18 protein-coding genes are annotated in these 22,723 nt (G+C 71.4%); 9 read left to right on the top strand and 9 right to left on the bottom strand.

Annotated elements, in window-relative coordinates; translation table 11 throughout:
- Positions 1-52: 52 nt before the first annotated feature.
- Positions 53-1,108 (bottom strand): NADP-dependent oxidoreductase, encoded by a 1,056-nt coding sequence (locus STRVI_RS28835; RefSeq protein WP_014059153.1) that lies wholly within the window; start codon positions 1,106-1,108, stop codon positions 53-55.
- A gap of 70 nt (positions 1,109-1,178) precedes the next feature.
- Between STRVI_RS28835 and STRVI_RS28830 the strand changes: the two genes are divergently transcribed.
- On the top strand, positions 1,179-2,330 hold the full coding sequence (locus STRVI_RS28830) for a GlxA family transcriptional regulator (RefSeq protein WP_014059152.1): 1,152 nt from the start codon (positions 1,179-1,181) through the stop codon (positions 2,328-2,330).
- 24 nt (positions 2,331-2,354) lie between these two features.
- Here STRVI_RS28830 and STRVI_RS28825 read toward each other — a convergent pair whose 3' ends face one another.
- On the bottom strand, positions 2,355-3,551 hold the full coding sequence (locus tag STRVI_RS28825) for a PucR family transcriptional regulator (protein ID WP_014059151.1): 1,197 nt from the start codon (positions 3,549-3,551) through the stop codon (positions 2,355-2,357).
- 254 nt (positions 3,552-3,805) lie between these two features.
- Here STRVI_RS28825 and STRVI_RS46595 point away from each other — a divergent pair, with 254 nt between their 5' ends.
- On the top strand, positions 3,806-4,639 hold the full coding sequence (locus STRVI_RS46595; RefSeq protein ID WP_014059150.1) for a DUF6328 family protein: 834 nt from the start codon (positions 3,806-3,808) through the stop codon (positions 4,637-4,639).
- Here STRVI_RS46595 and STRVI_RS28815 read toward each other — a convergent pair.
- Positions 4,590-5,339, bottom strand: a complete 750-nt coding sequence (locus STRVI_RS28815; protein ID WP_014059149.1) for an SDR family NAD(P)-dependent oxidoreductase — start codon at positions 5,337-5,339, stop codon at positions 4,590-4,592. The two genes, STRVI_RS46595 and STRVI_RS28815, sit on opposite strands and share 50 nt — an antisense overlap.
- 95 nt (positions 5,340-5,434) lie before the next feature.
- Here STRVI_RS28815 and STRVI_RS28810 point away from each other — a divergent pair, with 95 nt between their 5' ends.
- Positions 5,435-6,043, top strand: a complete 609-nt coding sequence (locus tag STRVI_RS28810; protein WP_014059148.1) for a TetR/AcrR family transcriptional regulator — start codon at positions 5,435-5,437, stop codon at positions 6,041-6,043.
- Between the two features lie 48 nt (positions 6,044-6,091).
- On the opposite strand, the gene STRVI_RS28805 is transcribed toward STRVI_RS28810, so the two are convergent.
- A complete protein-coding gene (locus STRVI_RS28805) occupies positions 6,092-6,862 on the bottom strand; it encodes an SDR family NAD(P)-dependent oxidoreductase (protein WP_014059147.1) in 771 nt (256 codons plus the stop codon).
- Positions 6,863-7,055: 193 nt separating this feature from the next.
- On the opposite strand from STRVI_RS28805, the gene STRVI_RS28800 reads away from it, so the two are divergent.
- Both STRVI_RS28800 and STRVI_RS28795 read left to right on the top strand, forming a co-directional pair.
- Positions 7,056-7,619, top strand: coding sequence for a TetR family transcriptional regulator (locus tag STRVI_RS28800; RefSeq protein ID WP_014059146.1), 564 nt, complete (start codon positions 7,056-7,058; stop codon positions 7,617-7,619).
- A 79-nt stretch (positions 7,620-7,698) separates the two neighbouring features.
- Positions 7,699-8,763 carry a threonine ammonia-lyase gene (locus STRVI_RS28795; protein WP_014059145.1) on the top strand — a complete coding sequence of 355 codons (1,065 nt, stop codon included), beginning with the start codon at positions 7,699-7,701 and terminating at the stop codon, positions 8,761-8,763.
- A gap of 19 nt (positions 8,764-8,782) precedes the next feature.
- Here STRVI_RS28795 and STRVI_RS28790 read toward each other — a convergent pair whose 3' ends face one another.
- From STRVI_RS28790 to STRVI_RS28780, 3 genes are all read right to left on the bottom strand, one after another.
- A complete protein-coding gene (locus STRVI_RS28790; protein WP_014059144.1) occupies positions 8,783-10,216 on the bottom strand; it encodes an amidase in 1,434 nt (477 codons plus the stop codon).
- Positions 10,217-10,449: 233 nt separating this feature from the next.
- The gene (locus tag STRVI_RS28785; RefSeq protein ID WP_106685732.1) at positions 10,450-12,051 is read right to left on the bottom strand and encodes an AbgT family transporter; all 1,602 of its coding nucleotides are present in this window, start codon (positions 12,049-12,051) and stop codon (positions 10,450-10,452) included.
- Positions 12,051-13,364, bottom strand: coding sequence for a metal-dependent hydrolase family protein (locus STRVI_RS28780; protein ID WP_014059142.1), 1,314 nt, complete (start codon positions 13,362-13,364; stop codon positions 12,051-12,053). The genes STRVI_RS28785 and STRVI_RS28780 overlap by 1 nt, the downstream gene beginning before the upstream one ends.
- Positions 13,365-13,402: 38 nt before the next feature.
- Between STRVI_RS28780 and STRVI_RS28775 the strand changes: the two genes are divergently transcribed.
- Both STRVI_RS28775 and STRVI_RS28770 read left to right on the top strand, forming a co-directional pair.
- On the top strand, positions 13,403-14,602 hold the full coding sequence (locus STRVI_RS28775; protein WP_014059141.1) for an Lrp/AsnC family transcriptional regulator: 1,200 nt from the start codon (positions 13,403-13,405) through the stop codon (positions 14,600-14,602).
- Positions 14,603-14,696: 94 nt separating this feature from the next.
- Positions 14,697-15,317: an L-threonylcarbamoyladenylate synthase gene (locus tag STRVI_RS28770; RefSeq protein WP_014059140.1), complete on the top strand. Its 621-nt coding sequence runs from the start codon at positions 14,697-14,699 to the stop codon at positions 15,315-15,317.
- Between the two features lie 29 nt (positions 15,318-15,346).
- Here STRVI_RS28770 and STRVI_RS28765 read toward each other — a convergent pair whose 3' ends face one another.
- Positions 15,347-16,801 (bottom strand): glycoside hydrolase family 28 protein, encoded by a 1,455-nt coding sequence (locus tag STRVI_RS28765; protein ID WP_014059139.1) that lies wholly within the window; start codon positions 16,799-16,801, stop codon positions 15,347-15,349.
- Between the two features lie 11 nt (positions 16,802-16,812).
- Positions 16,813-19,797 carry an alpha-L-fucosidase gene (locus STRVI_RS28760; protein WP_014059138.1) on the bottom strand — a complete coding sequence of 995 codons (2,985 nt, stop codon included), beginning with the start codon at positions 19,795-19,797 and terminating at the stop codon, positions 16,813-16,815.
- Positions 19,798-20,016: 219 nt separating this feature from the next.
- Here STRVI_RS28760 and STRVI_RS28755 point away from each other — a divergent pair, with 219 nt between their 5' ends.
- Entirely contained in the window at positions 20,017-21,021 is a 1,005-nt protein-coding gene (locus STRVI_RS28755) for a LacI family DNA-binding transcriptional regulator (RefSeq protein ID WP_014059137.1), read from the top strand.
- Positions 21,022-21,318: 297 nt separating this feature from the next.
- Positions 21,319-22,680: a hypothetical protein gene (locus STRVI_RS28750; RefSeq protein WP_251982954.1), complete on the top strand. Its 1,362-nt coding sequence runs from the start codon at positions 21,319-21,321 to the stop codon at positions 22,678-22,680.
- The last annotated feature ends 43 nt before the right edge of the window (positions 22,681-22,723 follow it).

The following is a 22,723-nucleotide window of genomic DNA, read 5'->3' as shown; positions in this document are numbered from 1 at the left end:
GGCCACGGTTGGTCGCCCTCCTGTGCCTCGGCACGGCCCCGGGCATCCCGCCTCAGCGCACGGTGATGACCAGCTTGCCCGTGGTGCGACCCGTCTCCCCCTGGACATGGGCCCGGGCGCCCTCGGCGAGCGGGAAGGTGCCGGAGACATGGGCGCGGAGCCTGCCCCGGTCGACGAGCTCGGCGATGGCGCGCATCCCGGCCTGGTCGTGCTCGACGAGCAGGGAGACGGCGCGGACCTGTGCCTTCTCCGCCGCGGCCCGGGTGTCCTGGGCGCCCGGCAGCAGGGAGACGAGGACGCCGCCGGGGCGGAGCACGCTCACCGAACGGGTGGCGGTCTCCCCGCCGAGGGCGTCGAGGACGACGTCGTAGCGCTCCTCGGCGCCGGTGAAGTCCTCGGAGCGGTGGTCGACGCAGGCATCCGCGCCGAGTTCGCGCAGGAAGTCGTGTTTGGGGGCGCTCGCCGTCCCGGTGACATGCGCGCCGCGCTCCTTGGCGAGCTGTACGGCGAGATGGCCGACACCGCCGGCCGCGGCGTGGATCAGCACCCGCTGCCCGGCCCGCAGGTCCGCGGTCTCGACGAGGGCCTGCCAGGCGGTGAGCGCGGCCAGCGGCAGAGCCGCCGCCTGGACGTGGTCGATCCCGGCGGGCTTGGCGGCGAAGGCGCGGGTGGGGCCGGTCACGTACTCGGCGTGGGAGCCCGCCCCGTACGGGTAGGGCAGCATGCCGAACACCTCGTCACCGGGCTGGAAGAGGGTGACGCCGAAACCGGTCTCCACCACGGTGCCGGAGACGTCCCAGCCGAGGGTCAGCGGCGGGGGCGGCAGGAAGATGCTCAGGGCGCGGTGCTTGAAGTCCGTGGGATTGAGCCCGGCGGCGTGTACGGCGACGAGGATCTCGCCGGGGCCGGGCGCGGGCCGCGGCAGCTCGGTCAGCCGCAGGACCTCGGGGCCGCCGAGGGCCGTCTGGTGCAGGGCGAGCATCACGGGGGCGCCGCCTGGGGCGGCGGGGTGCGGGGAGTCCGTGGCGGCTGCCGGGGCCGGGGAGTCGGGGTTCTCGGGGGTGTCAGCCGAAGGGGTGTCCGTTGAAGGGGTGTCCCTCGAAGTCATGGCTCGATCCTGGCCGTACGGTCCGGGCCGGGGCGATGGCCAGAAGGTCAGCCTCCGATACATTCCTGCCATGACCGTCGACCCTGCCGCCCACCGCATTCCCGGCACCCGCACCACTCCGACCGCCCGCACCACTCCGACCGCCCGCCCCGCGTCCGCCGCGCCCTCCCGGGCCCGTGAGCTCGCCGACCGCGCGGCCGAACTGGACCGACAGATGCGCCCGGAGCCGCGGCCCGGCGCCCACAAGGTCGTCGTCCTTGCCCTCGACGGCGTCTATCCCTTCGAACTCGGCATTCCGCACCGGGTCCTGGGCTCCGCCGGCGGCCGCTACGAGGTGCTGTCCGCGAGCGTGGACGGGCGGCCCGTGCGTACCGACTCGGATCTGACCGTCACCCCCGGGCACGGTCCCGAGGTGCTGGCCGAGGCGGACACCGTGGTCATCCCTCCGTACGCGATCACCCGGGCCTCGGCCGCCGCCCCGGACCCGCAGGTCCTGGCCGCGCTCTCCCGCGTCCGCCCCGGCACCCGGCTGGTGTCCATCTGCACCGGTGCCTTCCTGCTGGCCGCCGCCGGTCTCCTGGACGGGCGCCGGGCCACCACCCACTGGGCGCTCACCGACCACTTCCAGGAGCTGTTCCCCCGGGTCGAGCTGGACGCAGGTGTGCTCTTCGTCGACCACGGTGATGTGCTGACCTCCGCGGGGGCGGCGAGCGGTGTCGACGTCTGCCTGCATCTGGTGCGCCAGGACCACGGCAGCGAGGTGGCCAACCACGTCGCCCGTTGCTGCGTCGTGCCGCCGTACCGGGACGGCGGGCAGGCGCAGTACATCGAGCGGCCGCTGCCGCCGGCGAGCGAAACCGGCACCGGGCCCACCCGCGACTGGGCGCTGCGGCGGCTGGAACTGCCTTTGTCGCTGGACGAACTGGCCGCGCACGCGGCGATGAGTACCCGTACCTTCGCCCGGCGCTTCCGGGAGGAGACCGGTCTGAGCCCCGGCCGCTGGCTGACCCAGCAGCGGCTGCGGCGGGCACGGCATCTGCTGGAATCCAGCGATCTGCCGGTGGAACGGGTCGCCCACGAGGTCGGCTTCGCCACCGCAACCTCGCTGCGGCGGCACCTGGCGGCGGAGGCGGGGGTCGCCCCGTCGGCGTACCGGCGCACTTTCCGCGCCTCGGGTCCGGCCGCGGGCGGCGTCAGGGAGGAGTCACGGGCCGGGGGCTGAGTGGCCGTCGTCTCCTGATGCGCGCTACGTACTCGGCAGCAGGTCCAGCGTGAGCAGCCCGAGATGGCCGGCCAGGAGGAAGCGGTGGTCCTCCAGCGAGCTGCCGCTGAGCTGCTCGATGCGGCGCAGCCGGTTGAGGATGGTATTGCGGTGGGAGTACAGCACGCCGGCGGCACGCGCGGCGGAGCGGCCGCTCCGGTACCAGATCGTCAGCGTCTTGAGCAGCACCTCCCGCTCGTCGTCCGGCAGGTCGAGCACCGCGCCCAGGGCGCGCCTGGTCAGCCGCTCGGCGAGGGCCGGGCTGGAGATGACCAGGGCCTCGGGCAGGCGTTCGGCGATCCACGCCACCTCGTCGCCCTCGTGCCGCACGGTCTGCAGGGCGACATCGGCCGAACGGTGGGCCTCGGGCAGTTCGTGCATCGCGTCGAAGGGGTCGGAGACGCCGATCCGGCCGGACGGGTTGCGGTTGAGCGCCCTGATCAGCCGGGGCACGCTGGAGTGACCGAGTGCCACCAGGCCGATCTCGCGGTCGCCGCGGATGCGCCAGGCGGCTGGGAAGGAGTAGGCGTCGCAGGCGTCGCGGGCGGCACTGAAGGTGTGGTGGGCGGCGATGTCGAAGGTCGCCACGGCCACGGCGTACGGGCCGGTGGCCGGCAGGCCGAGGATCTCCAGTGCCTCGGCGGCCAGTTGGGGGTCGCCGCCGCGGCCTTCCAGAAGGGCGTCGAAGGTGGCCTGCCGGCGCTGAGCGTCCCGGCGCTGCAGTTCGGCCTCGGTGGTGCGGTAGCCCTGGACGACGGCCTCGGAGTGACGGTCCATGACGTTCATCACGGCCGTGGTGACTTGGAGGAATTCCGTCAGTTCGGTGTGGGAGCGGCCCTCGACCTCGGCCAGCAGCGAATTGAGCACCAGCTCGGTGGCGAGCCGGTAGGCGCGTAACACCGCCTCCAGCGGCACCCCTTGCTGGGCCCGGCGGCGTCCGGTGGTGCGCCCCACCGCCAGTTCCTCCTCCGGCGGGCGCTCGACTCCCGCCAGGGACTCCAGGATCGCCCGCAGGTTCTCCTGCACCGATGCGGCGAGGATCTCCAGCGGTACGGCGCCGATCGACTGGTACATCGGCTCCTGCGCGACGATCTGCCCCACGATGCGGCGGCTGAGTTCCGGGACCTGGCTGAGCATGCGATGGGCCACCGCCGTAAAGGCGGTGCGGGAATCTGCCGACATGTGTCGGGAGGGTAGCGAGGGATTTCCACTGCGTGAACAGCCCGTGGCCGTCGGCTTGAGAACACCTGGACTCAAGTGAGAACGGGGGTTGAACGGCAGGCGAACGCGCCCTGCACAATCAGCCCCGCCAGAGGCTGTGCACCGGAACAGAGCGGCAGCTCGGGCCCACACATACCGTGAGCCAACCGAGATCCCCGCCGTTCACGGACCCGACGCGTTCGCGTCACGGGTATCCGCTCAGGGAGGCGAATGCGATGCAGGAGATGCAGTACCGCGCACCGGACGGCGAGCACGAGGGGTGGCTCGAACCCGCCGAGCACAAGGGGTGGTTCGAACCGGGACACCGGCACGCGCCCCAGACGAAGCAGGGCGCCGTGGTGACCAGCACGATGCCGCTGCCCCGCTCCGAGCCCCTCGTGGCGCACCAGGACCAGCCCCAGCCGCGCAGCGCGCCCGCCCACCACACCGACCAGCGGCCGACGGTCACCCAGCGGCACACCGAGCGGCACACCGAGCGGCTCCACCGCAGGTACGCCGAGATCCTTCAGGAGGTGCGCATCGCCCAGTGCGGCATTCAGATCCTCTTCGCGTCCCTGCTGACCCTCGGGGTGACCCCGAAGTTCGCGCAGCCGACCGCGTTTCAGCAGTGGACCTACTGTGCCGCGCTCGGCTGCGCGCTCGGCGCGGCCGGTACGCTGCTCGCGCCCGCCGCCCTGCACCGGCTCGTCCGGGGCGACCACGCCAGGGACGCCCTGGTCGATTCCGCCCATCGCTGCCTGATAGCGGGGATGGCGTTTCTCGCCCTGGCGCTCAGCACCGCCATGACGCTGATCATGGATATGGCGATCGGCACCATTCCCGCTCTCATCAGCGGCGCCGCCGCGCTGTTCTGGTTTCTCCTGCTGTGGCTGCTCGGGCCGATGCACATCCGCAGACGTATACGGCCGGTCGGGCCGAAGGGTGTGCACACCGCCGCGACATCCGTGTCGGCCGGACAGGCTGCCCCGCCCGCTGACATGACGGGACAGCCGGCGGCGGTCAGAACTGGTTCTCGCCCCCGTCGACGTACAGGTTGGCGCCGAGGATGAAGCTGCTCTGCTCGGAGGCGAGGAAGGCCACCGCGTTGGCCACCTCGTCCGCGCGCCCGATCCGGCCGAGCGGGACACCCGCCGCGAATTGCGACTTGGTGACGGGCGCGTCCGCCGTGGCGACCACGCCATCGAGCCCAGGAGTGTCGATGGTGCCCGGGGAGACCGCGTTGACCCGGATGTTCCGGTCCTTGAGCTCGTTGGCCCAGGTCCGGGAGAAGGACCGGAGCGCTGCCTTGGAGGCCGCATAGGTGCCGAACGCCGTGACACCGTCATCGGCGCGCACCGAGGAGTTGAGGATCACCGAGGCGCCGTCGTTGAGCAGCGGCAGTGCCTTCTGCACGGTGAACAGCGTGCCCCGCACATTGACGTCGAAGGTCTGGTCGAAGTGCTCCTCGGTGATCTGCTCCAGCGTCGCGAACGACGCGGCGGCGGCGTTGGCGAACAGTACGTCCAAACCCCGGCCCCAGGCGCGGACCGTGTCGTACAGCCGGTCCAGGTCGGCGAGGTTCGAGATGTCGCCCGCCACCGCGGTGGCCCTCGCCGAGCCGATGGTCTCCACGGCCGCGTCCAACTGGGTCTTGCGCCGGCCGGTGATGAACACGTGCGCGCCCTCGTCGGCCAGCCGTACGGCGGTGGCCAGGCCGATGCCGGTGCCGCCTCCGGTCACGACGGCGGTCTTGCCCTCGAGCTGTCCCATGCGAATGACCTCCCCAAAACTTCAGTACCGATCGGTACTGAATAAGACCATAGCACTTCCGTACCGATCGGTGCGGAAGAGATAGACTGGGGGACATGGATACGCACGAGAAGGCGTCGATCGGCCGACCGAGGGGATTCGACGCCGACGAGGCCCTCGAACGGGCCATGCGGGTCTTCTGGGAACAGGGCTACGAAGGTGCCAGCCTCACCGACCTGACCAGCGCCATGGGCATCACCCGCACCAGCATGTACGCGGCCTTCGGCAACAAGGAGGATCTGTTCCGCAGGGCGCTGGAGCGCTATACCGAAGGCCCCGCGTCGTATGCGGCCCGGGCCATGCGGGAGCCGACCGCCCGGCAGGTGGCCACCGCGTTCCTGGGCGGCTCCGTCCGGGCCACCACCCGCCCCGGCTGCCCCACCGGATGCCTCGGCGTCCAGGGCTCCCTCGCCGCCGGCGCCCCTGGGCGCAACGCCCGCGACGCCCTCGTCGCCTGGCGCGACGAGGCCATCTCGGACCTCCGCGACCGGTTCCAACGGGCCGTCGACGAAGGCGACCTGCCCCCGGACACCGATCCCGGACTGCTCGCCCGCTACCTCATGACCGTGGCGAACGGCATCGCCGTCCAGGCCGTCGGCGGCGCCACCCGCGACGACCTGCAGCAGGTGGCCGACATGGCCCTGCGAACCTGGCCGCCCGCCTGACGCAACCGCTGGGCCGGCCGGCCGTGGCGGCCTGCCCGGCGGCGTGTCTCAGCTCTGTTCGGTGGGGCGGAGGAGGAGCTGGTTGAGGGCGACGTGGCGGGGGCGGGTGACGATGTAGGCGACGGCGTCGGCCACGTCGTCGGGCTGGAGGGTCTCCATGGAGGCGTACCAGTCCTGGTTCATCTCGCGGATGCCGTCGCGGATGTGGTCGGTGAGCTCGGTCGCCACGGCGCCGGGCTCGACGGAGCTGACGCGCACGTGCTGCTGGGTGAGTTCCTGGCGCAGTGCCTCGCTGAACGCGGTGACGGCGAATTTGGTGGCGGAGTAGACGGAGGCGCCGCCGATGGCCTGGCGTCCGGCGACGGAGCTGATGTTGACCAGGTCGGCCACGCCGCGCGGGGAGTCCTGTGCGGCCGCGGTCAGATGCGGCAGGGCGGCATGGGTGAGCTGGAGGAGGGCGGAGACGTTGAGGTCGACGTTGCGCTGCCACTCGCTGAGCGGGGCGTCGGCGGCGGGGCCGACGAGCATGATGCCGGCCGCGTTGACCAGCGTGTCGAGGCGTCCCAACTGTGTGGTGACGCGCTCGGTGAGTGCGGCGGCTTCCCCCTCGGCGGTGATGTCGGCGGGGAAGGGGTGGGCCGCGCCCCCGGCGGCGCGGATGTCGGCGGCGATGGCGTCCAGGCGGTCCGCGCGGCGGGCGGCCAGGGCGACGGTGGCCCCATGACCGGCCAGGGTGCGGGCGGTGGCCTCGCCTATTCCGCTGCTGGCGCCGGTGACGAGGGCGACGGTACCGGACAGGCGATTGATGGAAATGCTCACTTGCGGTGCTCCTGCGTAGGGATCGGGGGCGGACACGTGGCCGTGTGTCCCACGGAGGCGGTGGGGCGCTCTCGGGGCGGATCGTGGCGGGCTTGGTCAACTTCACGAGAAACGAACTGGTTCGTTTTTCTCGGGAACCGTAACGCGTCGCATGCGGCACCGCAAACAAACTGGTTCGTTTAGGATGGGGAGCATGGACAAGGCACAAGCCAGTAGGCGGCGGCTCCTGGACGCGGCCGCCGCCGAGTTCGCGGCTCACGGCATCGCCGGGGCGCGCGTCGACCGCATCTCGGCCGACGCCAAGGTGAGCAAGGCGCAGATGTACGCCTACCACGGCAGCAAGGAAGACCTGTTCGACGCGGTCCTGACCGACCAGGTCGACTCCATCCTCGACACCGTGCCCCTGACCCCGGATGACCTGCCCGGCTACGCGGTGCGGCTGTACGACGCCTACCTGGCCGGCCCCCAACTGGTCCGTCTCGCCATCTGGGCACGCCTGGAGCGCACGCCCTCCGGCCACCTGTTCAGCGCCTCCGATGAGGAGCCGAAGATCCAGGCGATCAGCCGCGCCCAGGAAGCCGGGCAGGTGACCCGCGACCTCCCGGCGGAGGACATCCACTCCATGGTCATCGCCCTGGCCATGACCTGGTCACCGGCCAGCCTCACCTACGCCGCGACAACGGCCGATCCCGCCGCCGACCGGCAGCGCCACCGCGACAGCCTGGCCGCCACCGTGCGCCGCGCGTTCGTACCCTGACGACACCGACGGACGGGACAACGCGCGTACCCTGCCCGATGCGGGACCCCGCACCGACCACGCGAGAGGACACCCACCGTTGTCCGAGATCCACGACCGGCCCGGGGAGCGGGGGCCGCGTCCGCCCGAGCCCCCGGAAGCGAAGGCGGCGGCCGTCGCGGACGGCATCGTGCCCGGCTTCGGCATCGACACCATTCACGAGGCGGCGCGGCGCCTGTCCGGTCATGTGGTCCGGACACCTCTGCTCACCTCTCCGATGCTGGACGAGCTCGTCGGCGCCCGCGTCCTGGTCAAGGCCGAATGCCTCCAGCTCACCGGCTCGTTCAAGGTGCGCGGGGCGCTCAACGCCCTGCTCACCCTGGACGAGGAGGCGCGCCGCGCCGGGATCGTGGCCTACTCCGCAGGCAACCACGGACAGGGCGTGGCCGCGGCGGCACGGCTCGCCGGTTGCCCCGCGGTCATCGTCATGCCGCATGACGCCCCGCGCATCAAGGTCGACAACTGCCGCTGGTGGGGCGCCGAGACGGTCCTGTACGACCCGCGGACCGAGGACCGGGAAGAGGTCGCCCGGAAGATCCTTCAGGACCGCGGCATGACGCTGATCCCGCCCTTCGACGACGTCAGGGTCATGGCCGGGCAGGGCACCGTCGGCCTGGAGGTCGCCGAGCAGGCGCGCGGGCTGGGCCTGCCTCCGGACGCGGTCCTGGTGAACTGCAGTGGCGGCGGGCTGGCCTCCGGTGTGATCACCGCGCTCGACCACGCGTTCCCCGGCATGACGCACCACATCGTCGAACCGGCGGGCTTCGACAAGATGGCGCGGTCCCTGGCGACCGGCCGCGTATGCGCCAACCCCCACCCGCCCGGTGGCCTCATGGACGCCATCTCCGGCCCGGTGGCCGGTGCGCGCCCCCTGGCCGTCCTCCGCCACCACGACGTGACCGGCCTGACCGTCACCGACGAGGAGGTCCTGGCCGCCATGGGCACGGCCCACCGGCTCCTCAAGATCGTGGTGGAGCCGGGGGCCGCCGCGTCCCTGGCGGCACTGCTGTCCGGGAAGGTGGACGTACGGGGCAGGACCGTGGCGCTCGTGGCGTCGGGCGGCAACGTCGATCCAGCGGTCTACCGCCGGGCCCTGGCGGACTGAACCGCCCCGCCGAGGACTACTACATCCCCTCGGCGGGGAACACCTGTGGCCGATGTGACGCCCAGGGGCGCTCCGCCTCCAACTGCGCGGCCACGCACACCAGCAGGTCCTCCCGTCCGTAAGCCGCCGCGAGCTGGATGCCGATGGGCTCGCCGGACTCGGTCAGCGTCGCCGGTACCGCGATCGCGGGCTGGCCGGTGGTGTTGAACGGTGCGGTGAAGGTGAGCACGTCCACAGACTTCTGGAGGCCGTCCGGTTCCCGCCACGGCCACCCCACCGGCTTGGGCGGTGTGGCGAACACCGGACTCAGCAGCAGGTCGAACTCCTGCCACCAGTGGGCCATGGCGGCCCGGAGCCCGTTCTGCCAGGCCAGGGCGTCGGCGAGCTCCAGCCCGGAGATCTCCCGCCCGCGCCGCACCCAGAGCCAGGTGACGGGGTCGAGGTCGTCGGGGCCGGGCTCCTCGCCGAGTTCCCTGGTCAGCGCCTCCACGCTCTGCACCGCGGTGACACTCAGCGCGTCGAAGAACGCGGTGAGGCACCGGGGTTCCAGCATGCGTGCCGGATACGCCTCCTCGACCTCGTGGCCGAGCCGCTCGAGTATCCGGGCCGTGTCGAGAACGGCGTCCCGCACCTCATCCGCCACCTGGGGCGCGTGGTCGGGCGCATGGGCGAGGACACCGACCCGCAGCCGCCCCGGATCACGGCCGACCACCGCGGCCAGGCCGCCCGGCGGAAGCGGCGCGGGGCCGCCCAGGTCTCCGGGCGCGCCACCGCTCACCGCGTCGAGCACCGCCGCCGTGTCGCGCACGGTCCGGGTGACAACGGCCGGGACGCTATGCCCCCACCTGCTGGACTTGCCCGGACCCGCGCTGACGCGCCCCACGCTGGGCTTCAGGCCGACCAGGTGGCAGAACGCGGCCGGCATCCGGATCGAGCCGCCGCCGTCGCCGCCCTGCGCCACCGGCACCATGCCCGCGGCGACCGAGGCCGACGCGCCACCTGATGAACCACCCGGGGTGATATCGGTACGCCACGGGTTCCGCGTCACACCGTGCACTCGGCTCTCACTGACCGAGAGCAGGCCGAACTCCGGCGCCGAGGTCTGGCCGACGACGACGAAGCCCGCCTCCTTCAGCCGCCGGTTGACCACGGCGTCCTCCCGCGCCACGCGACCGTGCCCGGCCACCCACGCGCACCCGAAGTTGGCCGGGTCGCCTTCGCTTTCGTTGAGGGCCTTCGTCAGCGTGGGCACTCCCGCGAACGGGGTGTCCCGGCGCACCCGGTCCGCCTCCGCGAGCGCCCGCTCGTACCGCCGGTGTGTGATCGCGTTGATCTGGGGGTCGGTTGCCTCGATGCGTTCGATGGCAGCCTCGACGAGTTCTCGCGGGGAGACCTCGCCCCGCCGTACCAGGTCCGCCTGGTCCAGTGCGTCCATCGTGGCCAGCGTGGTCATTCAGTTCTCTCCTGATCTGTGGGGGGCAGCGGAACGTGCGCCGGCCGGTCCGCTGAGCGGTCCGGATCCGTGACAGTCGGGGCGAGATGGCCGTAGCATCCCAGCCCGACCGATGACGGAGGCGCCATGCTTCCCACCGAGCCGTGCTTGGCGGGGGAAGGGGCGTGGGGGTGACCGGCCACGCGCAATGGAGTGTCCCGAGGGCCGACCGTGTCGCGGAGTCGCGTGCGCGGTCACTTCATGCCGATGTGCGCACCGGGCCCCAGGGGCAGACCGAACCCGTAGAAGACGCCCAGGATCGCCAGCCACACCACCAGGAACGGCACGGCGAAGACCGCGAGGCGGGCGATGAGAGTGCCGAGCCGGGCCTCGGGTTCGTACTGGCGGAGCATGCCGAGGATCAGGAAGAGGTACGGGTTCATCGGCGTGAGGATGCCGGTGGCGGAGTCCCCGATGCGGAAGGCCGCCTGGCTGAGCGCGGGACTCATCCCGAGCAGCATGAACGCCGGGACGAAGATGGGGCCGGCCAGGGACCACAGGGCGGAGCCGGAGACGATGAAGAGGTTGAGGCAGGCGGTCAGCAGGACGAATGCCACGATGACCCAGAAGCCCGTGAGCCCGATGGAGTTGAGGGACGCGGCGGCCTTCACGGCCAGCAGGATGCCGACGTTGGACCAGTTGAAGAGCGCGATGACCTGCGCCGCCACGAACATCATCACGAGGTAGCCGGACATGGTCTTCAGCGAGTCGGAGACGGCCGTGATCATTTCTCCGGCGCTGGTGAGGGTCCTGGCCGCCATGGCATAGGTGACGGCCGCCAGGAGGAAGCCGCAGAACACGATCGGGACCATTCCGGTGAGGACCGGGGACGGCAGCAAGGCTCCGCCCTCGCCGCGCAGTGGGGCTCCGGAGGGCAGCCACAGGGCGAGGACCGCCGCCAGGTAGGCGGCGATGACGAGCCCGGTGTACAGCAGGCCCCGGCGCTGGGCGGGGGTGAGGGTCAGGTCCTCGGGCTCGGGCTCGCCCTCGGCCACCTGGTAGGGCCCGAGGCGCGGTTCGATCACACGGCTGATGAGGAAGCCGCCGAGCAGGCCGAGCACGATGCTGCTGGCCGCGGTGAAGAAGTAGTTGATGAGCAGATGGATGTGCAGCCCGTCGCCGCCGGGGAGTGCCGAGGCCGCCTGCTGGGTGATGCCGACGTAGGTGGCGTCGAGCGAGCCGACGGTGAATCCGGCGGCGTACCCCGCGCTGACACAGGCGAAGGCGCCGATGAGACCTGCCACGGGGTGGCGGCCCGCGCTCTTGAAGACCATGGCCGCCAGCGGCGGGAAGACGAGCGCGGCGACATCGGTCATCACATGCGCCTGGCAGGCGAAGAGCGCCAGCGCGTATGGCAGTACGGCCTTGGGGGCGCGGGCCAGTGTGGCCCGCATCAGGGTGTTCAGCAGGCCGGTCTTCTCCGCCAGACCGACGACCATGAACAGTGTCAGAACCGTGCCGATGGGCGGGAAGGTGGCGAAGTTGAGGACCAGGTTCTCCAGCAGCCAGCGCAGTCCTTCGCCGGTGAGCAGACCGGTGATGTGCTTGGTCTCCGCCGTGCCCGGCACCGTGGCGGACACGTCGGCGAGGTCGAGCACGGTGGAGATGACGGCCAGCAGGGCGAAGAGCGCGGCGAACAGGACGACGGGGTTGGGCAGCGTGTTGCCCGCCCGCTCGATCAGCGAGAGCAGCCGGTCGAGCCCGGTGGGCCGCGGGTCCTGCGGGGTCTTCCCGTCCGCGGCCTGACTGCCCGGGGTCTGATGGTCCGGGGTGGGGAGGCTGTGCAATGAGGACATCATGGCTGCCTTACGGCCGGGGCGGCTGGGGTGGCCGGGGTGCCGGCCGGGGACAGCAGGTCCTTGCGGACCACACCGTCCTGGACGACGCAGACGACGTGGGCGGGGTCGCCGAGGATGCCGATGTCCGTGAGCGGATCGCCGTCACAGATGATCAGGTCGGCGGTGCGGCCGGGGACAAGGGTGCCGAGCCGGTCGGCCAGGCCGAGGAGTTCGGCGGACGTACGGGTACCGGCCACGATGGCCGCCATGGGGTCCATGCCGAGGTTCACCAGGTGGCCGAGCTCTTTGAGGTTCACACCGTGCGGGGCGATGGCCGCGTCCGTGCCGAGCGCGACGCGGGCGCCGCGCTCAATGGCACGGGAGATGTTCTCCTTGGTGATACCGGCCCAGCGGGTCTTCTTCTGGTACTGGTACTCCGGCATCGTGTTCTTGTCGATGCTCGTGAACGCGGCGGACAGCGTCGGTACGACGAAGACGCCGCGCTCACCCGCCATCTCCAGCGCCCGCTCGTCCAGCCCGTAGCCGTGCTCGATGCTGGTGACACCGCCGCGGATGGCGTTGATGATGCCCGCGGTGCCCTGGGCGTGGGCGGCGACCGGCGTGCCGCCGTGCCGCCGCGCCTCGTCCACGACGGCGCGGATCTCCTCTTCCAGAAGTCCCTCGTCCTCGGGCTGGTCGTACGGGCTCGCCATACCGCCGGTGGCGCAGATTTTGATCACGTCGGCGCCCGCGCGCAGCACTTTGCGTACGGCCAGGCGGGCCTCGTCCACGGTGTCGGCGAGGTCGGCCATCTCACCGCCGGTGAGGTCGGTGCCGTCGAGCAGCCGGAAGTCGGCGTGGCCGCCGGTGTGGCCGATGATCCGCACGGCCGTGTGCAGCCGCGGGCCCACGATGCGTCCGGTCTCCACCGCCGTTCGGTAGCCCGCGGACAGCCCGCCCAGGTCACGGGCGGTGGTGATGCCCGCGTCGAGGGTCTGCCGCAGCCGCGTGGCCGTGTCGTAGGTGACCAGCACCGGATCGAGTTCGCCATGGCGTCCGGGGTGGGCCCGGTGGGCGTACGCGAGATGGACATGGCAGTCGAAGAAGCCGGGCAGCACGGTCCGGCCGCCCGCGTCGACGTCCCGGACCGGGGACGCGCCCTCGGGCCCCGAAGGCGCGGTCGCGGCGGGTCCGGCGTAGGTGATGGTTCCCTCGGCGTCGACGGTGACGACGGCGTCGTCCACGGGGGAGGCACCCGTGCCGTCGATGAGCCTGGCATGGTGTACGCGCAGTGCGGTCCTGGCGGTCTCGTGCGTCGTGGCATCCGTCATGGCGGGCGGAATCACTCCTCGAATCTCAGGAACAGTGAATGGAGTGTGGAATGCTGAGGAAAGGCCCACGTCGCGATGCAACTTTGAGCCGCGATTCCCGGGAAACCCGCAGGAACGCGCCTCCTCAAACCGCGCAGGATCGCGCCGCGCCGGAACTGGACGAACTCGACCGCGGCATCGTGCACGCCCTCCAGATCCACCCCCGAGCCCCCTGGACGCTCGTCGGTGAGGTGCTCGGAGTCGACCCGGTGACGGCGGCGCGGCGCTGGCAGCGCCTGGAGGACGCGGGGCTCGCCTGGGTGACCGCACATCCGCGGCTGGCCAATTCGCGGCTCGTGGCGACCGGCGTCATCGAGGTCGACACGGACCCCGGCGCCGCGGCGAACATCGCCCGGGCCCTGGCGGCGGACCACGCGGTGGTCAACGTCAAGCTCACGGCGGGCGGCCGCGATGTGATCGCCGAGGTGCAGGTCCGGGACCTGAACGAACTGCTCCGCCTCACCACACGGCTGTTCCAGGGGACACCCGGGGTACGGGCGACCCGAGCACACATATCCACCGGCATGCCGACAGAGGGCAGCCGATGGCGGCTCCGCAGCCTGGACAGCGACCAGTGCGCCCGCATCGACGCGGCCCTGCCCCCGTCGGCCCGGCCGGCGGACGATACCGCCGTGGGCTGGGACGCCCTGGACACGCGGCTCCTGGAACTGCTCAGCGCCGACGGCCGCATGTCGATGCGCAAGCTGGCGGCGGCCGCCGACGTGGGCCTCACCACGGTGCGGCGCAGACTCCAGTCGCTGCTTCCGTCGCAGGTGAGCCTGCGCTGCGACCTCGCCCGCTCGCCGTTCGGATGGCCGCAGTCCGCGGTGTACTTCGCGTCCGTACCGGCCCAGCACCTGGAGGAGACGAGCCGTGTGCTGTCCGGCTTCCGCGAGGTCCGCGCGTGCGCGATCATCGCGGGCCCGCACAATCTGGTGGTCGACGTCTGGCTGCGCGGCCTGAGCGATGTGCACGCCTTCGAGGCTCACCTCTCCCGGCGGCTGCCCCGTCTGACCATCGACGACCGTTCGCTGGTCCTGCGCACGGTCAAGCACATGGGCCGGTTGCTGGACGAGGACGGCCGCTCGGTGGGCGTCGTCCCGCTGCTGCACCCGCACGGCCCGCGCTCATCCGACGCCGGCAACGCCGACCTGGCCGACACGAGCCCGGCCGCGGGTCTCGACCTCCATACGGTCTAGGCCACCATCGCCGCGAGCGCCGCCCGGCCATCGCGGCGCCGCCGATCAGGCCACCGAGGTCGAGGCGCACCGTCGGTGCACGTAGGCTCGGTGGATGGCGAAGTATTTCGATGTGCATCCCGATAACCCTCAGCAGCGCACCATCAGCAATGTGGCGGACAGGATCCGCTCCGGCGGGCTGGTCGCCTATCCGACGGACTCCTGCTTCGCGCTGGGATGCCAGATGGGCAATCGCGACGGAATTAATCAAATCCGGTCGATTCGCAAGCTCGACGACCGTCACCACTTCACCCTGATGTGCCAGAACTTCGCGCAGCTCGGCCAGTTCGTGCACATCGACAAGGATGTGTTCCGCGCGATCAAAGCGGCGACGCCCGGCAGTTACACCTTCATCCTCCCGGCGACGAAGGACGTACCGCGTCAGCTTCCGCATCCGAAGAAGAAGACGGTCGGCGTCCGGATCCCCGACCATGTCGTCACCCAGGCACTGCTCGCCGAGCTCGGTGAGCCACTGCTCTCCAGCACCCTGCTGCTGCCCGACGAGGACGAGCCGATGACGCAGGGCTGGGAGATCAAGGAACGGCTCGACCATGTGGTGGACGCCGTCGTCGACTCGGGGGACTGCGGCACCGAGCCGACCACGGTCATCGACTTCTCCAGCGGCGAGGCCGAGATCGTACGCCGGGGGGCGGGCGACACGGCACGGTTCGAGTAGCCGCGCCGCCGGCCCCGACCGCGCGCCGATCAGGGGTGTGGCAGGGGTGGCATCTCCTGGCCGTTGACGATGACCCGCCGGAAGGTCAGGTCGTCGGTGCAGGCGATGCTGTCGGGGTTGAGGATGCCGGTGAAGGTGGAGCGGGAGAGGCGCACACCGCGCAGATGGTCGGTGTCCAGGCCGACCAGCCGCAGCACGGTCTGGGCGCCGTCGATAGCCATACGGTCCATATGGATGTTTCGCACGGACACCGGCAGGGTCCCGTCCTCGCCGCCGTTGTAGGCCATGGTCACGAACGCGATGTCGCGCTCCACGTCCTGTCCGGTGAAGTTCCGGATGTGCACACCGTCGATGAAGCCGCCGCGCTTCTTGTTCGCCTTGACGTACAGCGCGTGCTTGACGGGGTAGCGGCCGGGGAAGTCCGGTGGGTTGATCTCGCAGTTCTCGGCGAAGATGTCGCGCACCCCGCCGGACATCTCGCTGCCGACGGTCATCCCGCCCCAGCGGCCGGAGAACTGGCAGTCGCGCACGACGATGTTCCTGCTCGGCACGCCGACGCGGTGGCCGTCCTCGTCCCGGCCGGACTTGACGGCCACGCAGTCGTCGTTGGTGTTGAAGCGGCAGCCGGTGATGAGCACATCCGAGCAGCACTCCGGGTCGCAGCCATCGGTGTTGTAGAGCGTGCTGTCCACGGTGACACCGCGCACGGTGACGTTGCTGGAGAGCACCGGATGCACGGTCCACATCGGCGGGTCGACGATGGTCAGGTCGCTGACCAGGACGTTGCGGCAGCGGTAGAACTGCACCATCTTCGGCCGCAGACAGTGGCCGTCACCGAAGACGCGCCTGGCCACCGGCGCTCCCGTGGAGCCCATCTCACGCAGCAGCTTCTGATCGGCCCCCTGCGGTCCGCTGTCGCGGTACCAGCTCTCCCACGGGCCGAGCCGCGCCTGCCCGTCGAGGGTGCCGGGCCCGGTGACCGCGACGTCCCGCGCGCCGTACGCGTAGATGAAGGGCGAGTAGTTGTAGCACTCGGTGCCCTCCCAGCGGGTGAGCACCACCGGCAGGAAGTCGCGTGGATCCGGGCTGAAGGCGATGGTGGCGCCCGCGGTGACATGCAGGTTCACCCGGCTGCGCAGATGGATCGCGCCGGTGAGGAAACGGCCCTCGGGGACGACGACCTGGCCGCCGCCCGCCCGGTGGCAGGCGGCGATGGTGGCCCGGAACGCCGCGGTGTTCATCGTCCGCCCGTCGCCGACCGCGCCGTAGTCGGTGATCCGGAAGCTCCGGCGGGGGAAGGCGGGCGGCCTGATCCGGTCCAGGATCCCCGGCACCGCGCGCCACGCCCCGGTGTAGTCGGTGGCCGCGCCGGTGTGCGACGTGGCCGCGTACGCCTGCCCGGCGGGCAACTGGGGGAGCAGCGCGCCTGCCGCCAGCAGACCGCCGGTGCGCAGCGCCGAGCGGCGGGAAGGTCTCGGATGCATCGCCTGGCTCCTCAGGTGGTCCGGCCGAGGGAGAGCCGGTCGAGGTCGGGGGCGGACTCGGTGTCGTTGGAGATCTTGATGGTGTTGGCGCCGGATTTGAGGGTGACCGGGATGGAGGCCGTGCGCGGGGTGGTGTTCCCGGTGTCGGTCACGGTCACCTTGGTCGCCGGGCCGCCGTTGACGCTCACCTGGAACGAGCGGGTGCCGTTGACCGTGTAGTCGAGGTGGAGCGTGTGCTGCCCGCCGTCGGGGACGACGACATCGGGGAAGACCATGGCCGCCTGCTCGCTGCCGCCGATGTTGCGCACCTTCTCGGCCCCGGAGCAGGGCCCGCAGTTGGTGAGGCCCGTGCTGCCGAACTGGTTGGCCGAGTCCTCCGCCTCGCGTGCCCAGATCCGGTCGGCGGGCAGTGGCCGCACCTTGACCTGGTCCGAGGCCGACTTCTGCCGGCCGAGCAGCCCGAAGTCCGCCGTGACGGGGATATCGGCCGAACCCGCGTCCTGGCCGGGCGGGGAGGTCAGCGTCCAGGTGCCCCGCACCGTTTGGCCGAGCCGCAGCGACCGGGCCGTGACCGGGCCGCCGTCCGCGGTCCAGCCGGCCGGCAGCCGGGGAGCGAGGCTGATGCCGTCGAGCTGCTCGTCGGCGTCGAGCCGGAGAGCCGCCGTGACGGTGAGGGACCGCTGGCCGGGCCCGACCCACTGCAGACCGTGGGGCTGGACGGTGAGCGTGGTCTTGGGCGTGTACGAGGCCGGGGGCAGCGGGGCGACCGCGATCCGGTCCAGCCCGGGGCCGCGGCGCCCGGTGCTGAAGACCTTCACCGTGTTGGCGCCCGCCTTGAGCGGCGCGGACACCGCCGTGCTCTCCGGCACCTCGGGGCTGCCCGCGACGACGGGGACCTCGACCGGTGCCGCGCCGTTGACGCTCACGGACAGTGAGGAGGCGGCCTTCGCGGTGTGGTCCAACTGGAGCCGGTAGTCGCCGCTTTCGGGGGCGCGGACGTCACGGTACGTCACGGAGTTGCGGGCCCCGCCACCGAGGCCGTCCACCCGCCGGCCGCCCGAGCAGGCGCCGCATGCCACGGAGTGGACCGCGCCCGACGACGCGTTCTGCCGGGCCTCGGCCTCCAGCGGCAGCTCGGTGCGGGTGGTCTTCGAGCGGCCGTAGGCCACCTGGATCTCGTCGATGCGCAACTGGTTGGAGAACTCCGGCGCCTGCGGGCCGCCCCACAGGCTGCGCACCTCCAGCTTCAGATAGCGGGCGTCCCGGCCACCGATGTCGATGGTCCGCACCCCGCGGGCGCTGGGCAGGGTGCCGGAGCGCACCTGCGTCCAGCGCTTGCCGTCGCCGCTGGCGTAGACGCGGTAGTCCTTGATGCGTGCGGAGTCCTCGGGGCGCCCGAAGGACGACCGGGCGTGCGTCGGCGACCACTCGCGCTGGTTCACCGCCAGCGCCGTGGTGTGCTTGCGCGCGCCGAGGTCGAGGGTGACGGAGACGGGCAGCTTGCCGTCACTGTCCCAGTAGGTCTCGTAGTCGCCGTCGGCCAGGCCGGCCGCCGGGTGGCCGGTCCGCGCGGAGGTGGCGGTGGCGCCGATACCGGACTGCGGATAGAAGGGCCGGCGGCCGTCGGTCTCGACCCTGAAGACGGTGTCGTACGGATCCCAGTCGTGGGCGCCGAGGATGGACAGATGGCCGCCGGACTGGCTGAAGCGCATCTTCTCGCCGGTGCGGAGGTTGGTGACCCGGCGCACCGTGTAGCCGTTGTCGCCCAGCCGCACCATGTCGGTGCGGGGCGGGGTGACCACGTGGACGTACTGGGTCCGGTCGCCGTTCTCGCCCCGGCCCACGGTGACCACGCCGTGGGCGCCGTCGTTCCAGAACCCGGGTTGCATGCCGCCGTACATATAGCCGCCGCCCTCGACGCCGTGCACCGACTCCTTGATGGGCTCGACCCAGTTCCCCATGACATCGTTGAACTCCTCCTGCTGGCTCGGGAGTTTGCCGTTCACCATGGGCGTCTCGGCCATGAGCGACTTGATGGAGGAGCCCGCGTTCGTGATGTAACGGCCGGTGCTGAGCCGGGCGTCGACCTCGTGGTCACCGCCGTCGTACCACCAGTCGCCGGTGGTCGGCAGCTTGTAGTCGGCCTCGGTCAGCCGGGGCATGGGAACGCTCACGGCGGCGGGGTAGTCGTACGCCGGGGTCATGCCGGTCTTCTGCTCATTGCTGACCGTGTCCATGATCGGCGTGTCTTCGTTGTTGTTGCTCAGCAGCCAGTCGGGCCGGCGCTCGCGGATCTTCTCGTAGAGGCCGTGCTCCTCCCAGTACTCGTTGTCGTTGTCGATCCAGAACCCCGACAGGTCCGGGTACTTCTCCATGGCCTCGAGGAACAGGTCGTAGCTGTACCTGCCAAAGCCTTGGCGCGTGGTGAGGTCGATCTGCTCGCCCTTGTACGCCGAGTAGGCGGCCGAATCCAGCGCTTCGACGCCGTCCGCGTTGTGCCACTGCGGGTCGTCGGTCATATAGAGGACGATGTGCACGCCCTTGGCCTTACCGGCGGCCACCAATTCGCCGAGCAGATCGCGCTCGGTGGCACAGCTTCCCGGAATCTTCGACGGCCAGGGGCGGGCGTAGCCCAGCCTGCTGTGGAAGGTCGCCAGCACGATGTACGAGGCGCCGAGCTTGCGCGCCTCGTCCACCCAGTAGTCGGCGCTCCAGCCGCCCTTGGTGACATCGCGCTCCCACTCGGCGCAGTCGCGGTGCCGGGGGTGGGTGAACATGCCCCAGTGCAGGAAGAGCCCGGCGGTGGACTGGCGCAGCCACTCCTGCCGGGGGTGCTGGACCTCGGCCTTGGCGGGGGCGGCGAGGAGACCGATGGCCAGGGCGAGTACGACCGCCGCGCACACAGCGCGCCACCGCGAGCGGGTGGCGCGGACGGCATGTGTGGTGCGGGCGGCAGAGATGCGGAAGGGGCGGAGCGGGATCCTCGGCGTGGGCATATCCTGTCCTCCGTGAACGTTCCCGTGAGCGCTCACGGAGCACTGTCCGGCCCACCCGGCCGCCGTGTCAATATGCGTGCGGCGGTGGGGTGTTAGGCGGTGGCGATCCGTTGACGTCCAGGGGCGCCGCGGTGATTATCAAGGCGGGAGTGGATCGGGGACCGCATCCATGAGCGCGCCCGAGTGCCACGTCCGCGGGTGCGGAGAGGGGTGGGGACCATGCCCGCGAACGGCAGGTCGCGCCGTATCACCATCGACGACGTGGCTCGCTCGGCCGGGGTGTCCCGGCAGACCGTGTCCCGCGCGGTCAACGACAAACCGGAGATCGATCCCGCCACCCGGCAGCGGGTGCTCCTGGTGGCCCAGTCCATGGGCTACCGGCCCAGCCGGTTCGCCCGTGGCATGGTCGGCCCGGGGCTCACCACGCTGGGGCTGGTCATCGCGGATGTGCTCAACCCCTTCTTTCCCGAGGTGGTCTCCGGCGTGCTGGCGGCGGCCGACGAGCGCGGCTGGCAGGTTGCCGTCTACAGCACCGGATCCGCCCTGGAACGCGAGACCGCGGTGGCGGAGACCGTGGTGAACCACGTGGACGCGTGTATCGCCTTTCTGCTGGATCCCGGCGCCATCGAGCTCATCCGGCGCTCCGGAATGCCCTTCGTACTGCTGGACAACGAGCACCGGCCACCGGCGGTGAGCGGGGGGCGGATCGACTTCGCCAGCGGAATGCGCCAGGTGGTCGGCCACCTCGCCGAGCGCGGCCACCGCCGGATCGCGATGCTCGACGACCGCGGGCGCCCCGACGCGGGCGACCGCGGCACCCGGCACTCGCTCTTCCTCGGGACCGCGGCCGAACTGGGGCTGCCCGCGGACGAGAGCTGGGTGTTCCCGGCGGCCAACTCCCTCGACGGCGGGGCGGCGGCCATGGACGATGTGCTGGACACCGGCTTCGGCGCGACGGCCGTGCTCGCGTACAACGACCTGATCGCCATCGGTGCCATGCGCCGCGCCCGCGACCGCGGGGTGCGGGTGCCGGAGGACTGCGCGTTCGTCGGCTGCGACGGGCTGACGCTGAGCCGGCTCGTGGACCCACCGCTGACCACCCTGACGGTCGACAAGGAACTCCTCGGCCGGGCCGCCGTGCGGCAGGTCGCCGCGCAGATGACCGGCGCCGGAACGGGCGAGACGGTGATCGAGCCACGCCTCGTGGTCCGCGCGTCCTCCTGACCGCCCGCCGCCGCCGTTGGCGTTCCCGGCGGTTCCCGGCGGTTCCCGGCGGTTCCCGGCGGTTCCCCGCGGTTTCCGGCGGTTTCCGGCGAACAATATGAACGCAATGATCGACGGGATGGCGCTCGCCCCCGGCGGTTCTTAGCATCCCCGTGCGCAGCGCAGCTTCGCGCGGAGCACGATAGGAGCCACTCCTTGAACACATCTGACGCGCCCACGCATGTCTCCTGGTGGGCTTCACACCGCCGACGCCGTCCAGCGGTACTGGCGGCCGTGCTCGCGGCCGTGTCCCTCGGCATGCTCGGCAACGCACCCGCCGGCCACGCCCAGACCCCCCGGCCCGCGGCCGCCACCTGCCCGGCCAAGCTGGCCGGGAAGGCGAAGTGCTACACCGGCCAGGACACCAACGGGGCGTACTACGCGATCGCGGTGCCCACGCACTGGAACGGATCCCTCGTCGTGCACGCACACGGCGGACCCGACCTCGGCGACTCCTCCGATCCGTCCCGCAGCACCGACGACCTGGAGCGCTGGGCGGTGATGGTCGACCAGGGATACGCCTGGGCCGGCTCCTCCTACCGCCGTGGTGGCTACGGAACCCGGATGGCCGCCGCCGACACCGAGAACGTACGCCGCCTGTTCCTCGCCCGGTTCGGCAAGCCGAAGCGGACCTATGTCCACGGCCAGTCCTGGGGCGGCGACGTCGCCGCGAAGGTCGCGGAAACCTACGGCGCACAGCCCGGGGCCTACGACGGGGCGCTGCTGACCAGCGGTGTCCTCGGCGGTGGCTCGCGCGGCTACGACTACCGCGTCGACCTGCGGGTGGTCTACCAGTACTACTGCCGCAACCACCCCCGGCCGACCGAGCCGCAATACCCCCTGTGGCAGGGGCTGCGCCCGGACTCCACCCTGACGAACGCCGGGCTCCGCGCCCGTCTGCAGGAGTGCACCGGCTACGCGTCCGACCCCGCGGACCGGACCGCGACGCAGCAGCGCAACCTCGACGACATCCTCGCCGTCACCCGCATCCCGGAGCGCTCACTCGAATCGCATCTGCAGTTCTCGACCTTCACCTTCCGGGACATCGTGTGGAACCGGCTCGGCGGCCGTAACCCGTTCGGCAACCGGGGTGTGTGGTATTCGGGTTCACACGACGACAAGGCGCTCAACGCAGGGGTCGAGCGGTTCTCGGCCGATCCCACCGCCCGCCGTGACCTCTCCTACGACAGCGATCTCACCGGCAGGGTCTCCCTTCCGGTCCTCACCCTGCACGCGATCGACGACCCGACGGCCTTCGTGGAGCACGAGGCGGCCTACCGCGCCACTCTCCGGGGTGCCGGCCGGGGCGGAAACCTCGTCCAGACGTTCACGAAGGAGACCGAGCACAGTGCGCTGAGCGACTCTGAGTACGCCAACTCCATCTCCGCGCTGGACACTTGGGTGCGCTCCGGCCGTAAGCCGACCCCGTCCTCGATCGCGGCATCCTGCGGCGCCTTCGACGACATCTACGGCAGCGGTTGCTTCTACGACTCCGCCTTCCACCCCTCGCCCTACGCCTCGCGGGTCCGTCCCCGACCGGGCGGGTTCGGCTGGCCCGCCATGACCGCGGCGCAGGAGCGGGCGTGGAGCCGGATCGACGGTGTGGGGATCGCCCCCTGACGGGCCCCGGCCGCCGGGGTCGGCTTCCTGCGGCCGGCCCCGG

It is taken from the genome of Streptomyces violaceusniger Tu 4113 (genome assembly GCF_000147815.2).
Lineage (GTDB): Bacteria > Actinomycetota > Actinomycetes > Streptomycetales > Streptomycetaceae > Streptomyces > Streptomyces violaceusniger_A.
This window is presented reverse-complemented; position numbering and strand designations above follow the sequence as displayed.